At 68.3% G+C, this 21,122-nt stretch carries 8 protein-coding genes; 6 read left to right on the top strand and 2 right to left on the bottom strand.

Annotated elements, in window-relative coordinates; translation table 11 throughout:
* Positions 1-141 precede the first annotated feature (141 nt).
* The 6 genes from AC07YZ_RS17765 (at position 142) to AC07YZ_RS17740 (ending at position 10,476) form a co-directional block, all read left to right on the top strand.
* Positions 142-1,179 (top strand): substrate-binding domain-containing protein, encoded by a 1,038-nt coding sequence (locus AC07YZ_RS17765; protein ID WP_226494589.1) that lies wholly within the window; start codon positions 142-144, stop codon positions 1,177-1,179.
* Between the two features lie 5 nt (positions 1,180-1,184).
* Positions 1,185-2,699, top strand: coding sequence for a sugar ABC transporter ATP-binding protein (locus AC07YZ_RS17760; protein WP_494795699.1), 1,515 nt, complete (start codon positions 1,185-1,187; stop codon positions 2,697-2,699).
* Complete coding sequence (locus AC07YZ_RS17755) at positions 2,696-3,736, top strand: ABC transporter permease (protein WP_494795698.1); 1,041 nt, start codon at positions 2,696-2,698, stop codon at positions 3,734-3,736. Before AC07YZ_RS17760 ends, AC07YZ_RS17755 begins: the two co-directional genes overlap by 4 nt.
* 20 nt (positions 3,737-3,756) lie before the next feature.
* Complete coding sequence (locus tag AC07YZ_RS17750; RefSeq protein ID WP_494795697.1) at positions 3,757-4,737, top strand: aldo/keto reductase; 981 nt, start codon at positions 3,757-3,759, stop codon at positions 4,735-4,737.
* 40 nt (positions 4,738-4,777) lie between these two features.
* Positions 4,778-5,620, top strand: a complete 843-nt coding sequence (locus AC07YZ_RS17745) for a class I fructose-bisphosphate aldolase (protein ID WP_494795696.1) — start codon at positions 4,778-4,780, stop codon at positions 5,618-5,620.
* A gap of 176 nt (positions 5,621-5,796) precedes the next feature.
* The gene (locus AC07YZ_RS17740; protein WP_494795695.1) at positions 5,797-10,476 is read left to right on the top strand and encodes an Ig-like domain-containing protein; all 4,680 of its coding nucleotides are present in this window, start codon (positions 5,797-5,799) and stop codon (positions 10,474-10,476) included.
* Positions 10,477-10,598: 122 nt separating this feature from the next.
* Here AC07YZ_RS17740 and AC07YZ_RS17735 read toward each other — a convergent pair whose 3' ends face one another.
* Both AC07YZ_RS17735 and AC07YZ_RS17730 read right to left on the bottom strand, forming a co-directional pair.
* Entirely contained in the window at positions 10,599-14,279 is a 3,681-nt protein-coding gene (locus tag AC07YZ_RS17735; protein ID WP_494795694.1) for a hypothetical protein, read from the bottom strand.
* A 41-nt stretch (positions 14,280-14,320) separates the two neighbouring features.
* Positions 14,321-21,082, bottom strand: a complete 6,762-nt coding sequence (locus tag AC07YZ_RS17730) for a beta strand repeat-containing protein (RefSeq protein ID WP_494795693.1) — start codon at positions 21,080-21,082, stop codon at positions 14,321-14,323.
* Positions 21,083-21,122: the final 40 nt, after the last annotated feature.

Here is a 21,122-nt window from a genome sequence, read left to right as displayed (position 1 = left end):
GTGTTTCCCCTAACTATCTGGCAGATTCGGCCTGAATTATAGTCCACCTGTCATAACAACTGTCGTGACAACAAGAACCCAACCGCCGGCATCGAAAGAACGGCATCGCAAGCTCTGCCACTCAACAACGAGGAGACCCACATGAGGCGTAATTTCCTGAAGTCCGCAGCCGCCGCCGGTATCGGCCTGGCCGGCACCAGCGCGTTCGCGCAACAACCAGCCGCGGCGGGCGCCGGCCTGCGCGGCAACCCCAACGACGTCTACGTGATGAACGTGATGGTCTCGGGCGTGGAGTACTGGTTTCCGGTCTACGAGATGATGAAGCAGCTCGGCCGCACGCTGGGCGTGAAGACGCGCTACTCCGGCACGCCCGAGTACGACGTGAACAAACAGCTGGCCTCGTTCGAGCAGGAGCTGGCGCGCAAGCCCGCCGGCATCCTGCTGCACCCCATGAACCCCGACCCGTTCATCGAGCCCATCAACCGCGCCGCGGCGATGGGCATCCCGGTGGTCACCTTCGCGGCCGATTCGCCCAACTCCAAGCGCACCTCGTTCATCACCTCGGACAACGACCGCGAAGGCGCGCAGGCGGCCGACGCCATCGCCGCATCGCTGGGTGGCAAGGGCGAATACGCCGTGCTGGAAAACCCCGGCCAGGACAACCACGACCGCAGGATCGCCGCCTTCATCAACCGCATGAAGGCCAAGCACCCCGGCATGAAGCTGGTGGGCCGCGCCGCCAGCAACCAGGACCCGAACAAGGCCTACCAGGCGGTGCAGAGCCTGGCCCAGGCCAACCCCAACCTGGGCGCCCTGTTCATGCCCGAGGCCAACTCGGCGCTGGGCGCGGCACAGGCCAAGGTGGAAACCAAGAAGAACATCAAGGTGATGTGCTGCGACGTGAACGCCAAGATCCTGGACATGATCAAGTCCGGTGACGTGTTCGGCGCCATCAACCCCAACCAGGGCATGCAGGGCTACATGGGCATGATGATGCTGTTCCTGGCGAAGAACCCCGGCCTCATCGACCCGATGAACGACGCCAAGCGCAACGGCACCAACCCCATGGCCGTGCCCTTCCTGGACAACGGCCTGGCCGTGGTCAGCAAGGCCAACGCCGACGACTTCTACTGGGACAAGTACCTCACCCGCCGCGGCACCAAGGGCATCAACGAGTGAGCGCCATGGGCACTTCCTTGCTCGAGTTGCGTGGCATCGGCAAGCGCTTCGGCGCTGCGCAGGCACTCTCGGGCGTGGACTTCTCGCTGCAAGCGGGCGAGATCCACGCCCTGTGCGGCGAGAACGGCGCGGGCAAGTCCACGCTGATGAACATCATCGATGGCATCCACCAGCCGGACGCGGGCGAGATCGTGCTCAACGGCGAAATGGTGGCCATCGATGGTCCGGCCCAGGCCATGCGCCTGGGTATCGGCCTGGTGCACCAGGAGATCGCCCTGTGCGGCGACGCCACCGTGGCCGAGAACATCTTCATGCCGGAGATCAACGCCGGCAAGCAGGCGTGGATGGACTACGCCAGCCTCAACGCACGTGCCGCGAAGGTGCTGGCGCGGCTGGGGCAGGACATCGACCCCGCCGCGCGCGTGTGCGAGCTGGGCATCTCCAGCCAGCAGCTGATCGAGATCGCCAAGGCGCTCACGCTGGACTGCAAGGTGCTGATCCTGGACGAGCCGACGGCCGCACTCACCGACAACGAGTCGGCCGCGCTGTTCCGGGTGCTGCACGACCTGAAAGACCAGGGCATCGGCATCATCTACATCAGCCACCGCATGGCCGAGATCTTCGCGCACTGCACCCGCGTGACCGTGCTGCGCGACGGGCGCAACGTGCACTCGGGCCCGCTGGCCGAACTGAACGCGGACGACCTGGTGCGCCGCATGGTCGGGCGCGACCTGGGCAACTACTACCCGCCCAAGCAGCAGGACGCGGACCGCGGCGAGCACGTGCTGGACGTGAGCGACCTGGCCGACGGCGAACGCGTGCACGGCGTGTCCTTCACGCTGCGGCGCGGCGAGATCCTGGGCATTGCCGGGCTCATGGGCGCCGGGCGCAGCGAGCTCGCGCAGACCCTGTGCGGACTGCGCCCCGCCACCGGCGGCAGCGTGCGCCTGCGCGGCCGGGAACTCGCCATCCGCAACTACAGCGACGCGCTGCGCGAGGGCATCGCCTACCTGAGCGAAGACCGCAAGGCCGCGGGCGTGTACCTGGACCTGCCGATCGCGCAGAACATCGCCGCCATGGCGCTGCAGCGCGTGAGCTCGCGCTGGGGCCTGCTGCAGCGCGCGGCCGAGCACCGGCTGGCGCAGGAGCTGGGCGCTCGGCTGCGCCTCAAGTCCGACGGCGTGCAGATCGAGGTGGCCAGCCTGTCGGGCGGCAACCAGCAGAAGGTGGCGATTGCCAAGCTGCTGGCCACGAACCCGTCGGTGCTGCTGATGGACGAACCCACGCGCGGCGTGGACGTGGGCGCCAAGTCGGAGATCCACCACATCCTGCGCGACCTGGCCTGCCAGGGCGTGGGCGTGGTGGTGATCTCCTCGGAGCTGCCCGAGATCATCGGGCTGTGCGACCGGGCCCTCGTGATCCGCGACGGCCGCGTCGCGGGCGAGATGCAAGGCGAAGACATGACGGAAGAGGCCCTGCTGCGGCTGGCCTCGGGACTGGAACAAGAGGAAATGGCATGAATCACCCCGCACAACTGAACGCCGGCCCCGTGGCCGGCCTGCCGCCGGCGCGCCAGGCGCAGCACGGAGGCCCCCCCGGCAAACCGGGCGGCAACCGGCTCACCAGCATGCGCGAGATGGGCCTGCTGGCCATCATCGCGGTGCTGTGCGTGGGCATGAGCTTCGCCTCACCCTACTTCCTCACCTGGGACAACATCCGGGCCATGCTGCTCTCGTTCTCCATCGAGGGCATCGTGGTGGTGGGCATGACGATTCTGCTGATCGTGGGCGGCATCGACCTCTCGGTGGGCTCGGTGGTGTGCTTTGCCATGGTGGTCACGGGCAAGCTGTTCCTCATGGGGCTGGACCCGTGGAGCGCCGGGCTCATCGCCATCGCGGCCAGCGCACTGATCGGGGCCATGATCGGCGGCTGCGTCACGCGCATCGGCCTCAACCACTTCATCGCCTCGCTGGCCTTCATGGTCATCGTGCGCGGCCTGAGCCTGGCGCTCACGCAGGGCACGCCGCAGTCGCTGTTCTCGCTGCCGGCCTCGTTCAAGTTCATCGGCCAGGGCACGGTGTTCGGCATGCCGGCCGTGATCCTCATCTTCCTGTTCATCGTGGTGGTGAGCGACTTCGTGCTGCGCCGCGCCACCGTGATGCGCCGCGTGTTCTACACCGGCAGCAACGAGAAGGCGGCGCTGTACTCGGGCATCCGCGTGGGCCGGGTGAAGTTCTGGGTGACGGTGCTGTGCGCGGCGTCGGCCGGCCTGGCCGGCGTGATCTACACCGCGCGCTTTGGCGCGGCCACGCCCACCTTCGGCATCGGCATGGAGCTCAACGTGATCGCCGCGGCCGTGATCGGCGGCGCCAGCCTCAAGGGCGGCTCGGGCACGGTGCTGGGCGCCGTGCTGGGCCTGGCGCTGCTCTCGGTGGTGACCAGCTCGCTGATCCTGCTGGACGTATCGCCGTACTGGCAGGACGTGATCAAGGGCCTGATCCTGCTCGCGGCCGTGACCATCGACCACCTCATGAACACCCGAAAGACCAAACGATGAATGCCGTGTTGAGCGCAGAGATGAAGACCACCACCCTCGGCCCCTCGGGCATCGAATGCTCGGCCATTGGCCTGGGCACCTGGGCCATGGGCGGCTGGATGTGGGGCGGCCAGGACGCCGCCGGCGCCACCGAGGCCATCCACGCCTCGCTGGATGCCGGCGTGACGCTGATCGACACCGCGCCGGCCTACGGCCTGGGCGCTTCCGAGCGCATCGTGGGCGCCTCGCTCAAGGGCCGCCGCCACGAGGCTGTGATCGCCACCAAGTGCGGCTTGGTGTGGCACACGCAAAAGGGCACGCACTTCTTCGACGAAGACGGTCACCCCGTGTACCGCCACCTGGGCCGCGAGTCGATCTTCCACGAGGCGGAGGAGAGCCTGAAACGGCTGCAGACCGATTACATCGACCTCTACATCACGCACTGGCAGGACAGCACGACACCGGTCGAAGAGACCATGGACGCCCTGCTCGCGCTCAAGCAGCAGGGAAAGATCCGCGCCATCGGCGTGAGCAATGTGGACCCCGAGACGCTGGCAGAGTACCTGCGTTACGGCCCCGTGGACGCGGCCCAGGAGCGCTACAGCCTGATCGACCGCGAGATCGAACAGACGCTGGTGCCCTTGTGCAGCCGGCACAACGTGGCCGTGCTGGGCTATTCCTCGCTGGCGCTGGGCCTTCTGGCGGGCCCCATCGATCCCGCGCGCGAGTTCACCGGCGACGACCAGCGCGCCAGCAACCCGCGCTTCAGCGCCACCAACCGCGCCCGGCTCAAGGCCTTCTTCGACGAGCTGGAACCGGTGCGCCGGCCACTCGGCTGCTCCTTCGGCCAGCTGATGATCGCCTGGACGCTGGCCAGCGGCAGCGTGTCGGTGGCGCTGTGCGGCGCACGCGTGCGCCCGCAGGCCATCGAGAACGCGGCGGCCGGCGCGCTGGACCTGCCCGAGGAAGCCGTGCAGCGCATCGACGAGGCCGCGGCCCGGCACCTGCAGGCACTCGCCTGACCCCCTTTTTCCACTCCCCTTTTTCAAAGGACCTCTTCGTATGTCGAAGGACAAGACCGCGCGCCTGAACCGCTTGCTGAACAACGGGCGTTGCCTCGATATCGCACTCGACCACGGCGTCTGCAACGAGCCCTCGTTCCTCAACGGGCTGGAAGACATGCCCCTGGTGATGGACAAGCTGGTGGCCGCAGGGCCCGATGCGATCCAGTTGAACTATGGCCAATCGGACCTGCTGCAGGACCGCCCGGGCCGCAACAAGCCGGCGCTGGTGATGCGCATCGACATGGGCAACCCCTACAACGCCACCGCGCACCGCGTGATGTGGGCCGTGCTGCAGAACGAACACGACCCGGTGCTGCCGGCCGTGCAGCGCGATGCGGCCTGCGTGGTGGTCAACCTCTTCATGCTGCCCGATGAGCCGGACCTGTTCCGCCAATGCGTGCAGAACATCGCGCGCGTGCGCGCCGACTGCGACCGCTACGGCATGCCACTGATGATCGAGCCGCTGGTGATGCGCCCGCACAGCGCTCAGGGCGGCTACATGGTCGACGGCGACGCCGAAAAGATCGTCACCCTGGTGCGCCTGGCGCGCGAGATGGGCGCCGACATCGTGAAAGCCGACCCCACCACCGACCCCACCGACTTCCACCGCGTGGTGCAGGCCGCGCGCTGCCCGGTGCTGGTGCGCGGCGGTGGCCGCGAAGACCTGCGGCAGGTGTTCGCCCGCTCGCGTGTGCTGATGGACCAAGGCGCCTCGGGCATGGTCTATGGCCGCAATGTGTACCAGCACGCCAACCCCTCGGCGGTGGTGAATGCGCTGATGGCCATGATCCACCGCGGCGCGAGCGCATCCGAGGCCTGGGACATCTACGCGGGGACCTGATCCCGTTCACACGGGGTACGGCGAAAAAAGAAGGAGCGAGGGAGAAAGAGAGAAAGAGCACTGCGGTCGGTGGCGCGAGCCACCGGCTGGGCGTGCCTGCGCGCCCGTGACGGCGGCCTGTCGGACAGATCGAGGAAGAAGGTTCCGAGTGAACCACCCACAACCTGGAGGCGACGATGAAAGTTCGGTATTACCTGATGGCGCTCTTGCTGCCGTTCGTCACGCTGCTGACGCACGCGGCGATCACGGGGATCAGCCCCATGACCACCCTATCAACCATGGCGGATGCGGTCACGCAGGCCGCGGAGGACCCGCTCCCGCTGCAGGGACCGGGTCTGGGCAACCTCACCTATTCCTCGACCGAGCTGTTCAAGCCGGTCTCCATGATCACCCGTGAATCGGGCGACGTGCCGGCCACCTACCCCGGGCGCAAGGCCTACGGGCTGAACGTGGGCATCATGATCAACGGCTACTTCCTGACCTCCTTCGCCCCCGACAGCGGCCTGGGCCCGGGCGGCTTCCTGCTGTACGACGTGTCCGACCCGCGCGCCATCCGGCTCGTCAAGAAGATCTACGAGCCCGAGGGCCGCACCCAGGAGTTCCGAGAGGCGCACGCCTTCGGCGCCGCGAAGATCGGTGGCCGCCAGTACGTAGTGGTGCCCAGCATCAAGGGCGTCGAGTTCTGGGACTTCACCGACATCAACGACATCCAGCAGGTCAAGAAACTGGCGCTGCCCACCGTCAACGGCGGCGACTACGCCAATGTGGCCTGGCAGCTGTGGTGGCAGGCGCCCTACCTGTACGTGGCCTCGGCCAACGACGGCGTCTACATCGTGGACGCGAGCGACCCGGCCAACGCCGTGATCGCCAACCGCGGCGCCGGCAGGCCCAACCCGGTGCCCACCGGTGAGCTCGGGGGCTTTCGCGTCGGGCCTATCTTCACCATGGGCAACCAGATGGTGCTGACCTCGATGGACAACAGCGACGGATTCGCCAGCCTGGACATCTCCGACCCGCTCAACCCCAAGGTGCTGGACACCGTGGGTTCCAACACCTTCTATTACGCCACCTGCTACGACGGCAAGAGCCTGCACGCCTCGGCCCGCGGCGGCGGCGCCAAGATGTACAGCTACAACCTGAGCGACCGCACCCAGTTCGTGGCCGAGGACAACCGGCTGGTCATCGACGAGCAGCTGTACTGCGGCACGCAGGACCAGTACGTGTTCCAGGGCGCACAGACCAAGGTGCACAAGGTGGACGTGAGCAACCCGCTCAACCATGTCGAAGTGGGCCAGGGCAGCCTGTTCGCGGCCGACGACCCCGAACTCTCGCACTCCGACCACGGCCAGGTCGCACCCTTCGGCAACCTGGTGTTCATCGGCAACGACCACGGCTCGGGCAGCGGCTTCATCGTGCACCAGACGGCGCGCGACACCACGCCACCAGCGGTCAAGCAGACCTCGCCGGCCAACGGCGCCAAACAGCAGGCCCTGAGCTCGCGCATCGGTATAGGCCTCTCGGACAGCATCCTGCCCGAGAGCGTCAACGCCAGCACCTTCGTCGTGCGACCGGTGAACGGCAACACGCTGGCCGGCACCTACAGCGTGCAACTGGGCATCATCAACTTCCACCCCGCTCAGCCCCTGGAGGCCGGCACCAGCTACGAGATCCTGCTGACGGCCGGCGGCGTGAAGGACTATGCGGGCAACGGCATTGCCACCGAGTACCGCGCCGTCTTCACCACCGGCACCGCCAGCGACATCGGCCTGATGAACCACTGGCCCCTGGCGAGCGGGCTGTCCGATGAGATCGGTGCCAACAACGGCACGGCCTCGGCGGCCGACCAGTTCGACAGCATCAGCCTGAACTTCGCGCAGCGCAGCGGCGGCGTGACGCTCAAGAACGACAGCGTGGCCAGCACGCTGGGCGGCACCGCCTCGCTCGCCTTCTACATGAAGACCACACAGGCCGGCTCGGCCAACGCCTGGACGGCCCCCGGCCTCTTCGGGCGCGACCAGGTGGGCGGTGCAGACGATGTGTTCTGGGGCTGGATCGACAACACCGGCCGCCTCAACCTGTCGGTGGGCAACGCGGCGACCAACAACCCCGGCACCCGCTCCACCGCCCCGGTGAACGACGGCAACTGGCACCATGTGGTGATGACGCGCGACGCCGCCACGGGCGCGCAGACGCTGACCGTCGACGGCGTCAAGACCAGCTCCACCGGCCTCACGGGCACCAAGGGCCTGTTCAACCGGTTCACCCTGCTCGGGCAGATGCAGGGCAACGCGGACTTCTTCCGTGGCAGCCTGGCCGACGTGCGGGTCTACGGCCGCGTGCTGAGCGACGCGGAGGTCACGCAGCTCCGGGAACAGCCCCTCATCGGAGACGTGGGTCTGAGCGACGGCCCGCAGATGGTCAACGGGCAACTGACGTTCAACCCGGCCCAGCTGGGCGGCAGCAGCGGCGCCACCTACCGCTGGAACTTCGGCAACGGCACACAGACGGCGTTTTCGACCCAGCTGGGCACCACCTACAGCTACAACCGCCCCGGCCACTACACCGTGACCCTCACGGTGCGCGATGCCTCGGGCCGGGAAACCTACTACACCTACAACGTGACCGTGACCTTCCCGGTGACCGCCACGCCGCCCACGCATTCGAGCAACATCGTGGGCGATGCCAACACCGTCTACGCGGTGAACCCCGACAGCGGCACCGTAGCCGCCATCGACGCCCAGGCGCTGACCAAGCGCTGGGAGGTGCGTGTGGGCGACGAGCCCAAGACCCTCGCGCGCGGCCCCGACGGCCGCATCTGGGTCACGGTGCAGGGTGAGGACAAGCTCGTGGCCCTGAACCCGGCCGATGGCAGCATCTCCGCCACGGTGGCGCTGGCCTACGGCAGCGGCCCCTACGGCGTGGCCTTCACGCCCAACGGTGCCAAGGGCCTGCTGACGCTGGAGAGCAAGTCCACGCTGATCACCTTCGATCCCGCCAGCGGCACCACCACGGGCACACTGGCCCTGGAGGGCGACCTGCGCGGCATCGCGGTGGCGGCCGACTCGCAGACGGCCTACATCACGCGCTTCAAGTCCAAGATGACGGGTGGGCAGCTGCACAAGGTGAGCCTCAACAGCATGGCCCTGGTGTCCACCATCGCTCTGCCGGTGGACACCACCACGGTGGACACGGAGAACAGCGCGCGCGGCGTGGCCAACTACCTGAGCCAGGTGGTGATCTCCCCCGATGGTGGCCGCGCGGTGCTGCCGGGCAAGAAGGACAACATCGTGCGCGGGCGCTTCCGCGATGGCAGCGACCTGGAGCATGACCAGACGGTGCGCTCCATCCTGTCGCAGGTCGAGCTGGCGCAGGGCACACACCTGGCGAACGAGCAGATCGACTTCGATGACCGGGCCCCGGCACGCGCCGCCCTGTTCTCACCGGCCGGCGACTACCTGTTCGTGGCGCAGATGGAAGGCAACAACATCGCCATCGTCGACGCCTACAGCCACGCCGTGCGCGGCGAGATCAATGCCAGCAGCGCGCCGCACGGCCTGTACCTGGACGCCTCGCGCAAGCGCCTGTTCGTCAACAACTTCCTGGCGCGCTCGGTCACGGCGCACGACGTGGCCGACGTGCTGGCCTCCCGCAGCGCGGCCGCCGTCTTCCTGCAGCACATCTCCACGGTGGCGCAGGAGCCGATGGCGGCCGCGGCGCTGCGCGGCAAGCTGGTGTTCTACAACGCGGCCGACCGGCGCATGAGCAAGGACAACTACATGTCCTGCGCCAGCTGCCACGCCGACGGCGGGGACGACGGCATGGTGTGGGACTTCACCCAGCGCGGCGAGGGCCTGCGCCGCACCATCAGCCTGCAGGGCCGGGCCGGCCTGGGCCACGGCAAGCTGCACTGGAGCGCCAACTTCGACGAGGTGCAGGACTTCGAGAACGACATGCGCAACGCCTTCGGCGGCACCGGCTTCCTGAGCGACGCGGACTTCGCCGCCACGGCCGACCCACTGGGCGCGCCCAAGGCCGGACGCAGCGCGCAGCTCGACGACATGGCCGCCTACCTGAGCTCGCTGACCAAGTACATCCGCAGCCCGGCGCGCGCCGCCGATGGCACCCTCACGGTGGAGGCGACGCGCGGGCAGACCCTGTTCGCCAGCGCCAACTGCGCGAGTTGCCATGCCGGAGGCACCCTGCGCGACGGTCTGCGGCACGACGTGGGCACGATCCAGCCGTCCTCCGGCCTGGGCATGAACCAGCCGCTGGCCGGCGTGGGCTTCGACACGCCCACGCTGATCGGCAGCTGGGCCGCGAAGTCCTACATGCACAACGGCCAGAAGGCCAGCGTGCTGGACGTGATCGCGGGCGGCCATGGCAATGCCTCGGGCCTGCCCGCGGCAGACCAGCAGGCGATCGCCGACTACGTGCGCTCGCAGGACACCGCCTCGGAGGTCAGCACGCGCCTGCGCTCCAACCACAGCTCGCTGTGCGTCAACATCCGGGGGGTCTCGCAGGCCAGCGGCACGGTCGCCATCCAGTGGCCTTGCGGCACCGCCAGCAACGAGACCTTCGCGGTGCGCAACGTCGCCGATGGCTACGTGCAACTGGTCGCCCAGCACAGCAACCTGTGCCTCGCGCAGGACAGCGCCGTGACCAGCGGCGCCGGGGTGGTGCAGCTGGCCTGCAACACCGGCAACACGGCGCAGTGGAGTCTGGTCGGCTCGACCATCCGCAACCGGGCGTCGGGCGCCTGCCTGGACGTGCCGAACAACTCGACGGCGCAGGACATCCCGCTGATCACCTGGACCTGTCACAGCGGCAACAACCAGAACTGGACCCAGGTGCGCTGACGGGGTAGCGCTGAAACCACAGGGCCCGCCGTCGCGGTTTGCGACGGCGGGCCCTGTGCCGTTGGGGCCACCCTCCTCTGCGGTAACCCTCAAGAGCTCAGAAGCTCACATCCCCCCGCCCCTCAATAGACGCCCACGGCGTTGAGGTACCAGCCCTTGAAGCGGTAGTCGGTGTGGCGCAGGTCGTCGCTGAAGCTGGTGAAGTTGTAGCCCAACCCGAGACGGAAATAGGGGGTGATCTGCTTGTCCACCCCCACCAGCCAGCCCGACTGCGTGTTCTTGTCCTGCACCGTCTTCAACCAGCGGTGTTCGACCAGGGCGTCCCAGGACTGGAGCATGTGCATGCGCACCTGGCCGGCGGCGAAGTGCCGGGTGTTCTGGTACCAGGCGCCGGTGTTGCGGCCTTCGCGCAACTCGCCGCGACGGTAGGCGTACTTGCCGCCCACCTCCCACAGCGGGTTGATGCGGTAGAGCAGCTCGTTGGCGAGGATGTGCGCGCGCTGGTCCACCTCGTTGTTGGCCACGCCCGAGGTGGGCGAGACCTGCGTCAGCGCGCCCAGGTCGTACACATAGGTGTACTTGCCCAGCCAGGCCCAGCGGTTGTTGCCCGCGGGGCGGTAGGCCAGGCCGAAATTGGCTTCGGTGAAGCGCGCTTCGTCCACGCTGGAGAGCTTGTCCTGGGTCAGCGCGGTTCGGAGGCGAACCGCCGTGCGCCAGTCTTCGCTGAACTTGTGCTTCAGGCCCATGCTGAGCAGGTACTGGTCGCGCGACTGCGCCCCACGATCGCGCCGGACCTCGATGCGCGGGGTGAAGCTGGTCCGGTTGTCGTTGTAACTGGCCAGCACGGTGCTGGTGCGGCGCGTGGTTTCGCCCCCCGCGGCGTGCTCGATCTGGCTCAGCGCATGGCGAAAGCCCAGTTGCCAGTGCCGCGCGACGTTGTAGTCCAGCCCCAGGTTCTGGCCCCGCCCGTCTTCATCGGCCCGGTGGCTCAGCTGCGCTTCCTGGAACAGGCTCAGGCCGCCGCCCGCGTTCCAGCGCTGCCCCACCGAGAGGGTGCGACCGGCCCCGTCCTCCAGGAACTCGTTGCCGAAGATGTCGCCGGGCTGGTGGGCGTACGCGTAGCGCGAGTACAGGTTGTAGTCGGGCGTGAGGTAGTAGCTGCCTTCGAGTTTCCCGGCCAGCCCCAGCGTGCCGGTGGAGACCTCGCCGGTGGCGGAAGATCGCTCGCCAAAGCGCCGGGTCGCGCCCAGGCCAAAACGGTCGTTCTTCAGCCCTTCGTCGCTTTGCAGCGTGCTTTGCACAAAGCCATACGCCTCGGTGCGGCCGCTGAGCTTGCGCTTGTAGCGCAGCCCCGCATAGGTCGCGGTGCCCACGCCGGCGCCGGCCTGCGCGTCGGGGTCGGCAAACTCGCCGCTGGCCTCGGAGCTGCGAACCTGGCGCAGCTCCAGCCCCAGGCTCTGCTTCTCGTCCAGGTACCAGTTGCTCACCAGCTGGACCTGGTCGAGCCGGTTCTGCCCCTCGACTTCGCGGCGGCTCAGGCGTGCCCCGACGTCCAGATCGGTGCCCACCTCGGCCATCGTCTCGACCCCGGACTCACGGCTGCGCAGCCCCCCGGTTTCGGCCCGCGCCGTGGAGTAACCGGCCTCGCGGTCCTTGTACCAGGCACCGGCGCTCACGTTTTCCCGCGTCCACCCCAGTTCGTTGAGGTTGACCCTGGCCTCGACCCCCACGGCCTGGCCGGAGCGCGGCCCGGTTTCCAGCTCGGCGGTCCGGTCGGTGTAGGTCAGGCCCCCGTTGTCGGAATAGTGCACGCTGGCCTGGGTCGATTCGCTCTGCGCCACCTCGGCCTTGAGGTAGGTGCCGCGCCCGGCGCGCAAGGTGAGGTCCACCCCATGGAGCTGGTAGTCGTCACCGGCGCGCTCTTCCGACACGTAGGTGCCGCCCACGGCCACGTGGTCGCCGGCCCAGACTTGGCCCCGCCCGCCCGCGACCAGGTTTTCCGAGCCCTCGGGCACGTACTCGTAGTCCACCAGCAGGTGGTTCTCGTAGTCACCGTCGGCGCTCAGGCGCACGATGCCGAAGCCGCTGTCCAATTCGCTGCGCCCCAGCGGGCGACTCAGGATGATGCGGCCCTGGATGTAGTCGATTTCGTAGTCGGTGCCATAGGCCAGGCGACCGCGCTGAACGACCTGACCGGTGACCCGGTCGCGCACCTCGATGCGCAGCTGTTCGGAGCCGCGCAGGATGTCGGTGTGCTTGAGGTAGTACAGGCTGCCCCCGGTGCCCAGCAGCTCGCTGTAGCCCTTGGCGGTCTGGGACTCGGAGGCGAAAACGCTGAGCTGCGACCTGGGGTCGTCGTACGGCGTGGTCTCGTTGCTGCGCCACCTGAGCGCACCGCCATAGAGGGTGCGGTTGTACTGGTTGAACTCGCCGCCGCTGATGCCGGTGTTGAAGTTGCCCCACACCGCCTGGTTCTTGTCCCAGTCCAGGCGCAGGTAGAGCTTGCCCTCGCTGTCGGCGTCGCGGTAGCTGGTGGAGTCATCGCCATACACCGGGTAATACTGATCGGGATCGAGGCGGCGGAAGATGTCCTGCGGCGTGGCCTTGAAGAAGTCGTGGAACAGGTTGTTGAGTTCCTGGTCTTCGGTGTCGGCCTGCGCCGTGAAGAGGTACTTGCCCTGGATCTTGCCTTTGAGGTAGAAGGCCAGGCGCCCTTCCTTGAGCAGCTCCTGGTCGAAGCCATCTTCCGCGGCCGCGGGCACGATGTTGCCCGTGACCTGGGATTTGGAGAGGTAGAAGTCGGCCATGCCGACCATGAAGAAGTACTCGCCACTGATGTTCACGTCGAGATGGCGCGTGAAGACCGGCTGGCCCGGCAGGCCGTTGACGTCGATCGTCAGCGCATGCGCGCCGATCGGGAGCAGGAACTCGGAGACGAAGCGCTGGTTGACGTCGATGGCGGCGCTCTTGCCGTTGATCTTGATGCTGGACTGGTCGGGCATGTCCTGGCCAAAGATGCGCACGATCGACCCCGACAGCGGGATGTTCTGCTTCACCAGGCCGTTGACCAGTTGCGCCTCGCGCGCCAGGCGCTGGTCCAGCGTGAAGCCATCGGCCAGCTCATTGCTCTGGCTGATCAGCTGCTCCCGGGCGACACGCCACTCTTCCTCGGTGTACAGGCGCACCGTGCGCGCCTGGGTTTCGTCGGCCTGTCCACCCTGGCCATAGGCCCGCACCAGATAGACCAGGGTGTCGCCCGGCCGCAGCCGGTGGCCCGCGGGCAACTGGCCGTCCCACTGGATCACCCCTTCCCCGCTCACCGGCACGGGCAGCCGCACCAGCGGCTTGACCAGATCGGTGTCGCGCCCGCTGTAGATGAGCAGCTCCATGCGTTCGATGAAACTGGCGTAGTTGTTGCTGACGTTGAAGCTCAGCCCTTCGACCAGCCGGTCGTCTCGAAGACCCGCGATGCTCTGGCCCGAGACGTTCATCTGCGGACTGAGGTTGGCCGGGTCTTCGGTCGCCCACACCCGGCCTCCGCCGGGCAGGGACAGGACCTGCCCGGGCCTGACCACCGGCTTGGCCGTGGTGGTTGCGGCCACGTCCTGCGGTTGCCCCGCCCCGGGCGCCCCTGCCGCCTGCGCCAGGGGCGCACGCTCCACCGCCTGGGCGCTCGCGGCCAGCGGCGTCAACGCGAAGAGCGCGCCCAGCGGAACCAGGGCGAGGCCATGGAGCCAGCCCGTACCCTGGCTTTGGCGGCGTGCGCACAACAGACGTTCGATGTGATTGGATTGGGTGTTCATCTTGCGGTCATCCGTACTGGGGGCTGCGGGTTGCGGCGCCATCACTTGGCCGCGGGGGCAACGGCAGGCGTCTGCGTGCCGAACCCGACGCCAAAGTCAAAGCGCACCATCAGGCCCCCCGTGAGGCGGCGCACCAGGGGATTCGCCGTGATCACCCGGGCGCCCGGCGGCAGGCTGACCGGATCGACCTTGAGCACGAAGTTGCGCCCGTGGGCACGTTCCCCAACATCGATGTCTTCCAGGTGGAATCGCCCGTAGCTGTCCGTCTGCACCACCAGGCCTTCGGGGCTGGCCAGACGCACACCGGGAATACCCACTTCGGAGACCCCGTGGTTGGTGATGACGTAGTCGACACGGTGTTTGCCCTCCAGCGGCGTGACCGTGCGCTGCACGCGCAGGTCCTGGAGGTTCAGGCCGGCGGCCACATCGCCCGAGTGTTCGTAGCGCACTTCACCGCTGGGCCTCACGACGATTCGGGTTCCGTCTCCACTGGTGATCACGCTGTCACCGCTGAACACCGGTTCCGTCACCCACTGGCTGATCACCACCCGGCGCAGTGGCACCGTCTCGTCGTCGCCCTCGCGCCCACGGACCGTGCCGATGCGGATACCGTGCAACAGCGGCGCGTTCGCGTCCGGTTCGGGCTGCGCGCCCTGCCCGCGGTCCACCGTGGTGGAGCCGGCCACGTACACCGCCGGATCGATGCCGCCCTGGATGCGCACATCCTGCGCGTCGGCGCTGTCCTGCCAGCCGTCGCCGTCCTGGTCGATGAACACCTTGCCGATGATGGAGGTCTCATCGGCATCGGCGTCAGCGATCACCACCACCACGGCCTTGGCCGTGTTGCCGACCTTCCCGCCCTCGGGATCGGCCGTTCTGCCGGCCTTCCCGCCCACGAGGAATGGATCGGCCGTGTTGACGGCCTCGCCCCGGCGCGCGTTGGCGCCCACCCGCATCAGGTAGCTGATGTACGCCCGGCCGTTGCCCGCCAGGTCGATCTGGCCCAGGGTGATCGGGCCGGTCCCGTCGACCGAGCCGTGCGTGTCCTCGTCCTGGAAGCGCACGCTGCCCGGCACCAGGCTGAAGCCCGGTGGCGGCGTGTCCACGATCCGCAGGCCGTCCACTTCACCGTCGTTCTCGGTGAGGTTGTCCACCTGCAGGGTGTAGGAAACGAAGTCGCCCACGCGGACCTGCTTCGTCTGCGCGGTCTTGATCACCCGGACCAGCACTTGGCATTGTTTGACCTTCACCACGATCCGGGCGCTGTCGCAGTTGTTCGACACGCTGCGCTGGCAGATCCGGTAGCCGATGACGTAGGTGCCACCCGGCGTGCCGGCCGGTACCTTCACCTCCCCCGTGGCCGTGTTGAGCACGGGCACGGGCTTGCCCGGCTTGGCGGGCTTGGCCGCAGAGGTCACCGTGCCCAGCACGTCGGCGGCACGGATGGGGCGGCCGTTCAGGGTGTCGTTCTTGTAGGCGTTGCCCACCGCCACATCCGATTTCGGGCACATGACCTCGCCGAAGTCATCGTCCTTGGCCCGTATCACGGCGGGGACCACCTCCGTCGTCAGCGTGACGCGGCACTGGGCTTCCTGACTGCCCGAGGTGCACATGTTGTCCGTGACCGTGGCCACGTTCACCACCCGGCGCGCCCGCACGTCGGCCGCGGTGACCGTGTAGGTGCCCTGGAGCACACAGGTCTGGCCCGGCAGCACGCTGGCACAGACCACATTGCCGGGGTTGATCAACGGATCGCTGATCACCACGTCGGTGAGCGCCACGAAGCCCGAGTTGCCCACGGTGATGCGGTAGGTCAGGGTGTCGTTCATCGACACCTGGCCGTTGCCGTCCTGGTCCGCGTTGCTCACCAGCTCTTTCACCAGGGTCTGGCTCGGGTTCGCCGTGACCGCCATGGCAAAGCTGCGGCTCGACACCTGGCTGTTGGCGTCGGTGGCGGCCACGGTGAAGTTGAAGGCACCCACCTGCGTGGCGGTGCCCGACAGCAAGCCGGCGGCGCTCAGGCTCAGGCCCGCGGGCAGCGCGCCCCCGGTCAGCGCGAAGCTGTAGGGCGCCACGCCGCCGGTGGCGGTGATGAGCTGGCTGTAGGCCTCACCGGCCACCGGCTCGGGCAGCGTGGCGGGCGCCATCACGATGGTCGGCACGGCCACTTCCACCACGTAGTTCTGCGCGACCGCGAAGGGCGACCCCACGCCGGTCAGCACACTGTCGGTGGAGGTGACGGTGACCGGATAGCTTCCCGGCGCCGTCGGCGTGCCCGACAGCGTGCTGCCGCTGAAGTTCAGGCCCGTTGGCAGAGCGCCGGTCAGCACGTAGGTATGCGGGCCCGGGCTGCCGCTGGTGGTGAAGCTCTGCGTGTAGGCGCTGCCATAAGGGGCCGTCAGCGTACCGGCGGCGGGGGACACCGCCAGCGTCGGTGCGCCGACGACCAGGGTGTAGGCACGGCTGCCGACCTGGCTGAAGTTGTCGGTCGTGGTGATCGTGAAGCTGAAGCTGCCGACCTCGGTCGCCGTGCCCGTGAGCGCGCCCCCGCTGCCCAGGGTGAGGCCCGCGGGCAGGCTGCCGCTGGACAGGGCGAAGCTGTAGGGCGCAATGCCCCCGCTGGCCGTGAGGGTCTGGCTGTAGGCCACACCGGGGGTGGGATTCGGCAGCGTCGCCGGGTTGACCACGACGGTCGGCGCGGCCACCTCGATGGTGTAGTTCTGCGTGATCGAGAACGGCGCGCCGGTGCCGGTCAGGCCAGAGTCGACCATCATGATGCTGATGTTGAAGCTGCCCAACTGCGTCGGCGTGCCCGAGATCGTGTAGCCGCTGATCGACAGGCCGGTCGGCAGGGAGCCGATCATCACCCGGTTGTACGGGCCCGGGCTGCCGCTGACGGCGAAGGTCTGGCTGAAGGGCACGCCGTAGGGGGCACTGAGCGTGCCCGGGGGCGGCGTCATGGTCAGCGTGGGTGCACCCACCACCAGGGTGTAGGCGCGACTGCCGGTCTGGCCATTGGCGTCGGTCGCGGTCACGGTGATCGAAAAACTGCCGGCCTCGGTCGGCGTACCGCTCAGCGCGCCCCCCGTGCTCAGGGTCAGGCCGGTGGGCAGGCTGCCGGCGCTCAGGGAGAAGCCGTAGACGGCCACGCCACCGCTGGCGCTGAGGGTCTGGCTGTAGGCCGTGCCGGCGGTGGCATCCGGCAGGGTCGCCGGATTCACCACGATGGCCGCTGCGGCGACGGTCAGCGTGTAGTTCTGCGCGATCGAGAACGGCGCACCGGTGCCGGTGGAGCCAGTGTCGGTGGCCGTGATGGTGAAGTTGAAGCTGCCCGGCACGGTGGGTGTGCCCGAGACGGTGTTGCCCGAGAAGCTCACGCCGGTCGGCAGGGAGCCCGTCAACGCGTAGCTGTACGGACCGGTGCCGCCACTGGCCGTGAAGCTCTGGCTGTAGGCCGCGGCGTAGGGCGTGTTGAAGGTGGTGGCGGCCGGGCTCAGCGCCAGACCGGGCGCCGCCACGCTCAGCACGAAGGCCTGCCCGACCGTGTAGGGGCCGTTGCCGGTGCTGCTGTCGGTGGCGAAAACGTTGAGCGTGAAGCTGCCGGCCTGGGTCGGGGTGCCGGAGACGGTGACGCTGTTGGCCGTGCTGCCGGTGATCGACAGACCCGCCGGCAGGTTGGTCACCTGGAAGCCGCTCCAGGGCTGGGCACCGCCGTTCCAGGTGAAGGTCTGGGTGTACGGCGCGCCGACGGTGGCCGCGAAACCGCCGCTGGGGGTGATGGTGATGACCGGATCGTTCACCGTGACGGTGACCGTGGCCGGCGCCGAGGTGCCGCCGCTGTTGGTCGCCGTGTAGGTGAAGCTGTCGGGGCCGGCGTAGCCAGTGGTCGGCTGGTAGGTGATGCTGGTGCCGCCGGCGATGGCCGTGCCATGGCTCGGAGCGGTGCCCACGGCCACCGAGGTCGGCGCACCGCCGGTGACGTTCAGCGTGACCGGCGTGGCGGCCGCGTTGTAGGCCACGGTGAGCGACACCGCGTTGGCCACCGGCGGGATGTCGATCACGGTGATCGCATACGACTGGGTCGCGGTGTAGGGGCCGGTGCCCGTGCTGCTGTCGGTCGCGGTGATGCTGAAGTTGAAGGTGCCCGGTGCGCTGGGGGTGCCGGTGATGGCGCCGCTCGCGGCGTTGAGGCTCAGGCCGCCCGGCAGTGCTCCGGCGGTGACCGCGTAGCTGTAGGGTGCCGTGCCACCCGAGGCCGCCGTGATGCTGGCGGCGTAGGCCGTGCCCACCGTGCCACCGGCCAGGCTGGTCGCCGGCAGGACGATGGTGGGCGGGGTCACGACGAGCGTGTAGGCGCGACTGCCCGCGAACGGGCCCGGGAAGGGGCTGCTGTCGGTGGCGGTGGCGGTGAAGTTGAAAGTGCCGCCGGCCGTCGGCGTGCCGCTGAGCACGCCCCCCGAGGACAGGCTCAGACCCGCGGGCAAGGCGCCGGCCGTCACCGCGAAGCTGTACGGCGACACGCCGCCGCCGGCGGTGAGGGTCTGGCTGTAGGCCACGGTGACCGCGCCGTTGGGCAGTGTGCTCGGGCTGACGGTCACCGGCACGTCGTCGTTGGTGATGGTGCCGACGCCCTGGTTGTCGGCGATGGTGGCGTTGGTCGCGCCACTGAGGTTGACGAAGAAGGTTTCGTTGGCCTCGGGCACGGTTTCGCCCGCCACCGGCACCGTGATGGTCTGCGTGGTCTGGCCCGGGGTGAAGGTCAGCGTGCCGCTGGCGCTGGTGTAGTCGGCCGGCTGTGTGGCGGTGCCGTCGGCGGTGGCGTAGTTGACGCTGACGGTCTGGCCACTGGCCGCACTCAGGGTGACGGTGAAGACGGCATTGGTGGTGCCGCTGTCGCCCTCGACCACGGTGACGTCGTTGATGGACAGGCTCGGCAGGGGATCGTCGTTGACGATGGTGCCCAGGCCCTGGGCGTCCGCGACGACGGCGTTGACCACGTTGGTCACGTTGACGAAGAAGGTTTCGCTCGGTTCGTTGAGCGTGTCGCCGTTGATCAGCACGGTGAAGGTGTAGGTGCTGCTTCCGGCGGGGATGGTCTGGCCGGTCAGGCTGTTGGCGACGTAATCCACGCCCGCTGTGGCGGTGCCATTGGCGGTGGCGATGTCGAAGGTCACGCCGCCCGGGCCGGCCGGCTCGCTGAGGCTGACGGTGAAGGTGGCGTTGGTGGTGCCCGCGTTGCCTTCGGCCAGCGTCACGTCGTTGATGGTCAGTGTCGGCAGGTCGTCGTTGAGAATCGTGCCGGTGGCGCTGGTCGGAACACCCACGGTGTAGCCCGTGCCGGCCGCGAGGGTGAGGCTCACCGTTTCGTCGGTTTCGATGGTGGCGTCGGCGTTCGGGTTGACCGTGATGGTGCCGGTGGTGTTGCCCGCCGCAATGACCAGCGGCGAGGTCACGGCCGCGTAATCGGTGCCGGAGGTGGCGGTGCCGCCCACGGTGTAGTTGACCGACAGCGAGGAGAGCGACGCCTGGTCCAGGGTGACGGTGTAGACGAGGTTGGTCGCCCCGTCTTCGGCCACGCTGGCCGGCGAGACCGCGATCGACGCGGTCGGCACGTCGTCGTTGAGGAGGGTGCCGGTGGCGCTGGCCGGCGCACCCACGGTGTAGCCGGTGCCGGCGGCGACGGTCAGGGTGACGGATTCATCGGCCTCGACCGTGCCGTCCACCGAGGGGTTGATGGTGATCGTTGCCGTGGTCGCCCCGCCCGGGATGCTGACGGTGGCGACACCGCCGGTGTAGTCGGTGCCCGAGGTGGCGGTGCCACTGGTGGTGATGTTGACCACCGTCGCCGAGGCCAGGTTCAGGCTGCGGGTGACGGTGTAGACGAGGTTGGTCGCGCCGTCTTCGGACACGCTGGCCGGGGAAACCGCGATCGACACCGACGGCGGCGGGCTGACGTTGAGCGTGAAGGATTCAAGCTCGAAATAGCTGCCCGGGCCGGTGCTGGCGTCGGTGACGCGCAGCGTGACCGGGTAGGCGCCGGTCGCGGCGGCCGTGGTGCCGCTGATCACGCCAGCACTGGAGATGGAGATGCCCGCCGGGAAGCTGCCGGTTTCGAGCAGGTAGGAATGGGGTGCGACGCCACCGATGGCGGTCAGGGTCTGGGAGAACGCCACGCTCTGGATGGCGGTGGCGCTGGTCGGCGTGATGGACAGCGTCGGGTTCTCCACCGTGCCGGTGTAGCCCTTGTCCACGAAATCGGCGACGCTGTCGGTGGAGCGGACGGTGAAGCTGTAGCTGCCGCGCTCGGTCGGCGTGCCGCTGAGCACCCCGGCACCAGACAGGCTGAGGCCGACCGGCAAGGTGCCGGATTGCAAGGTGTAGGTGTAAGGCGCGGTGCCGCCGCTGGAGGTGAGGGTCTGCGAGAACGGCGTGCCGGCGGTCAGGGTCGGCAGCGACGCCGGGGACACCACGATGGCAGAGGCTGGCGGGCTGATGGTGACGTTGAAGGTGAGCAAGTCACCGTTTTCATCTTCCAGCTTGAAGGTATCGGTGGTGGTCGCGCTGCCATTGTGGGTGTAGGTGACCGTTTGATTGCCAGGCCCGGATTGCGGGCCAAGAATCGCGGTGCCATTCACCGGCAGGTCGGGCGCGAAAGGCCCACCCATCCCGAAATTGAACGGACCATCACAATTGATCAGATCGATCGAGGTCACCGACCCGCCATTGCTCACCGAGAGGTTTTGCGTAGGGCAGTAGGGCGACACCCCCTGGGCCATGGCCAGACTCGGCAGGCACAACGCCATGGAAAGCCAGATCCATCGCGTCAGTGACAGCGACCGCGTG

Source organism: Hydrogenophaga sp. GW101-3F08 (genome assembly GCF_059424585.1).
This window is presented reverse-complemented; position numbering and strand designations above follow the sequence as displayed.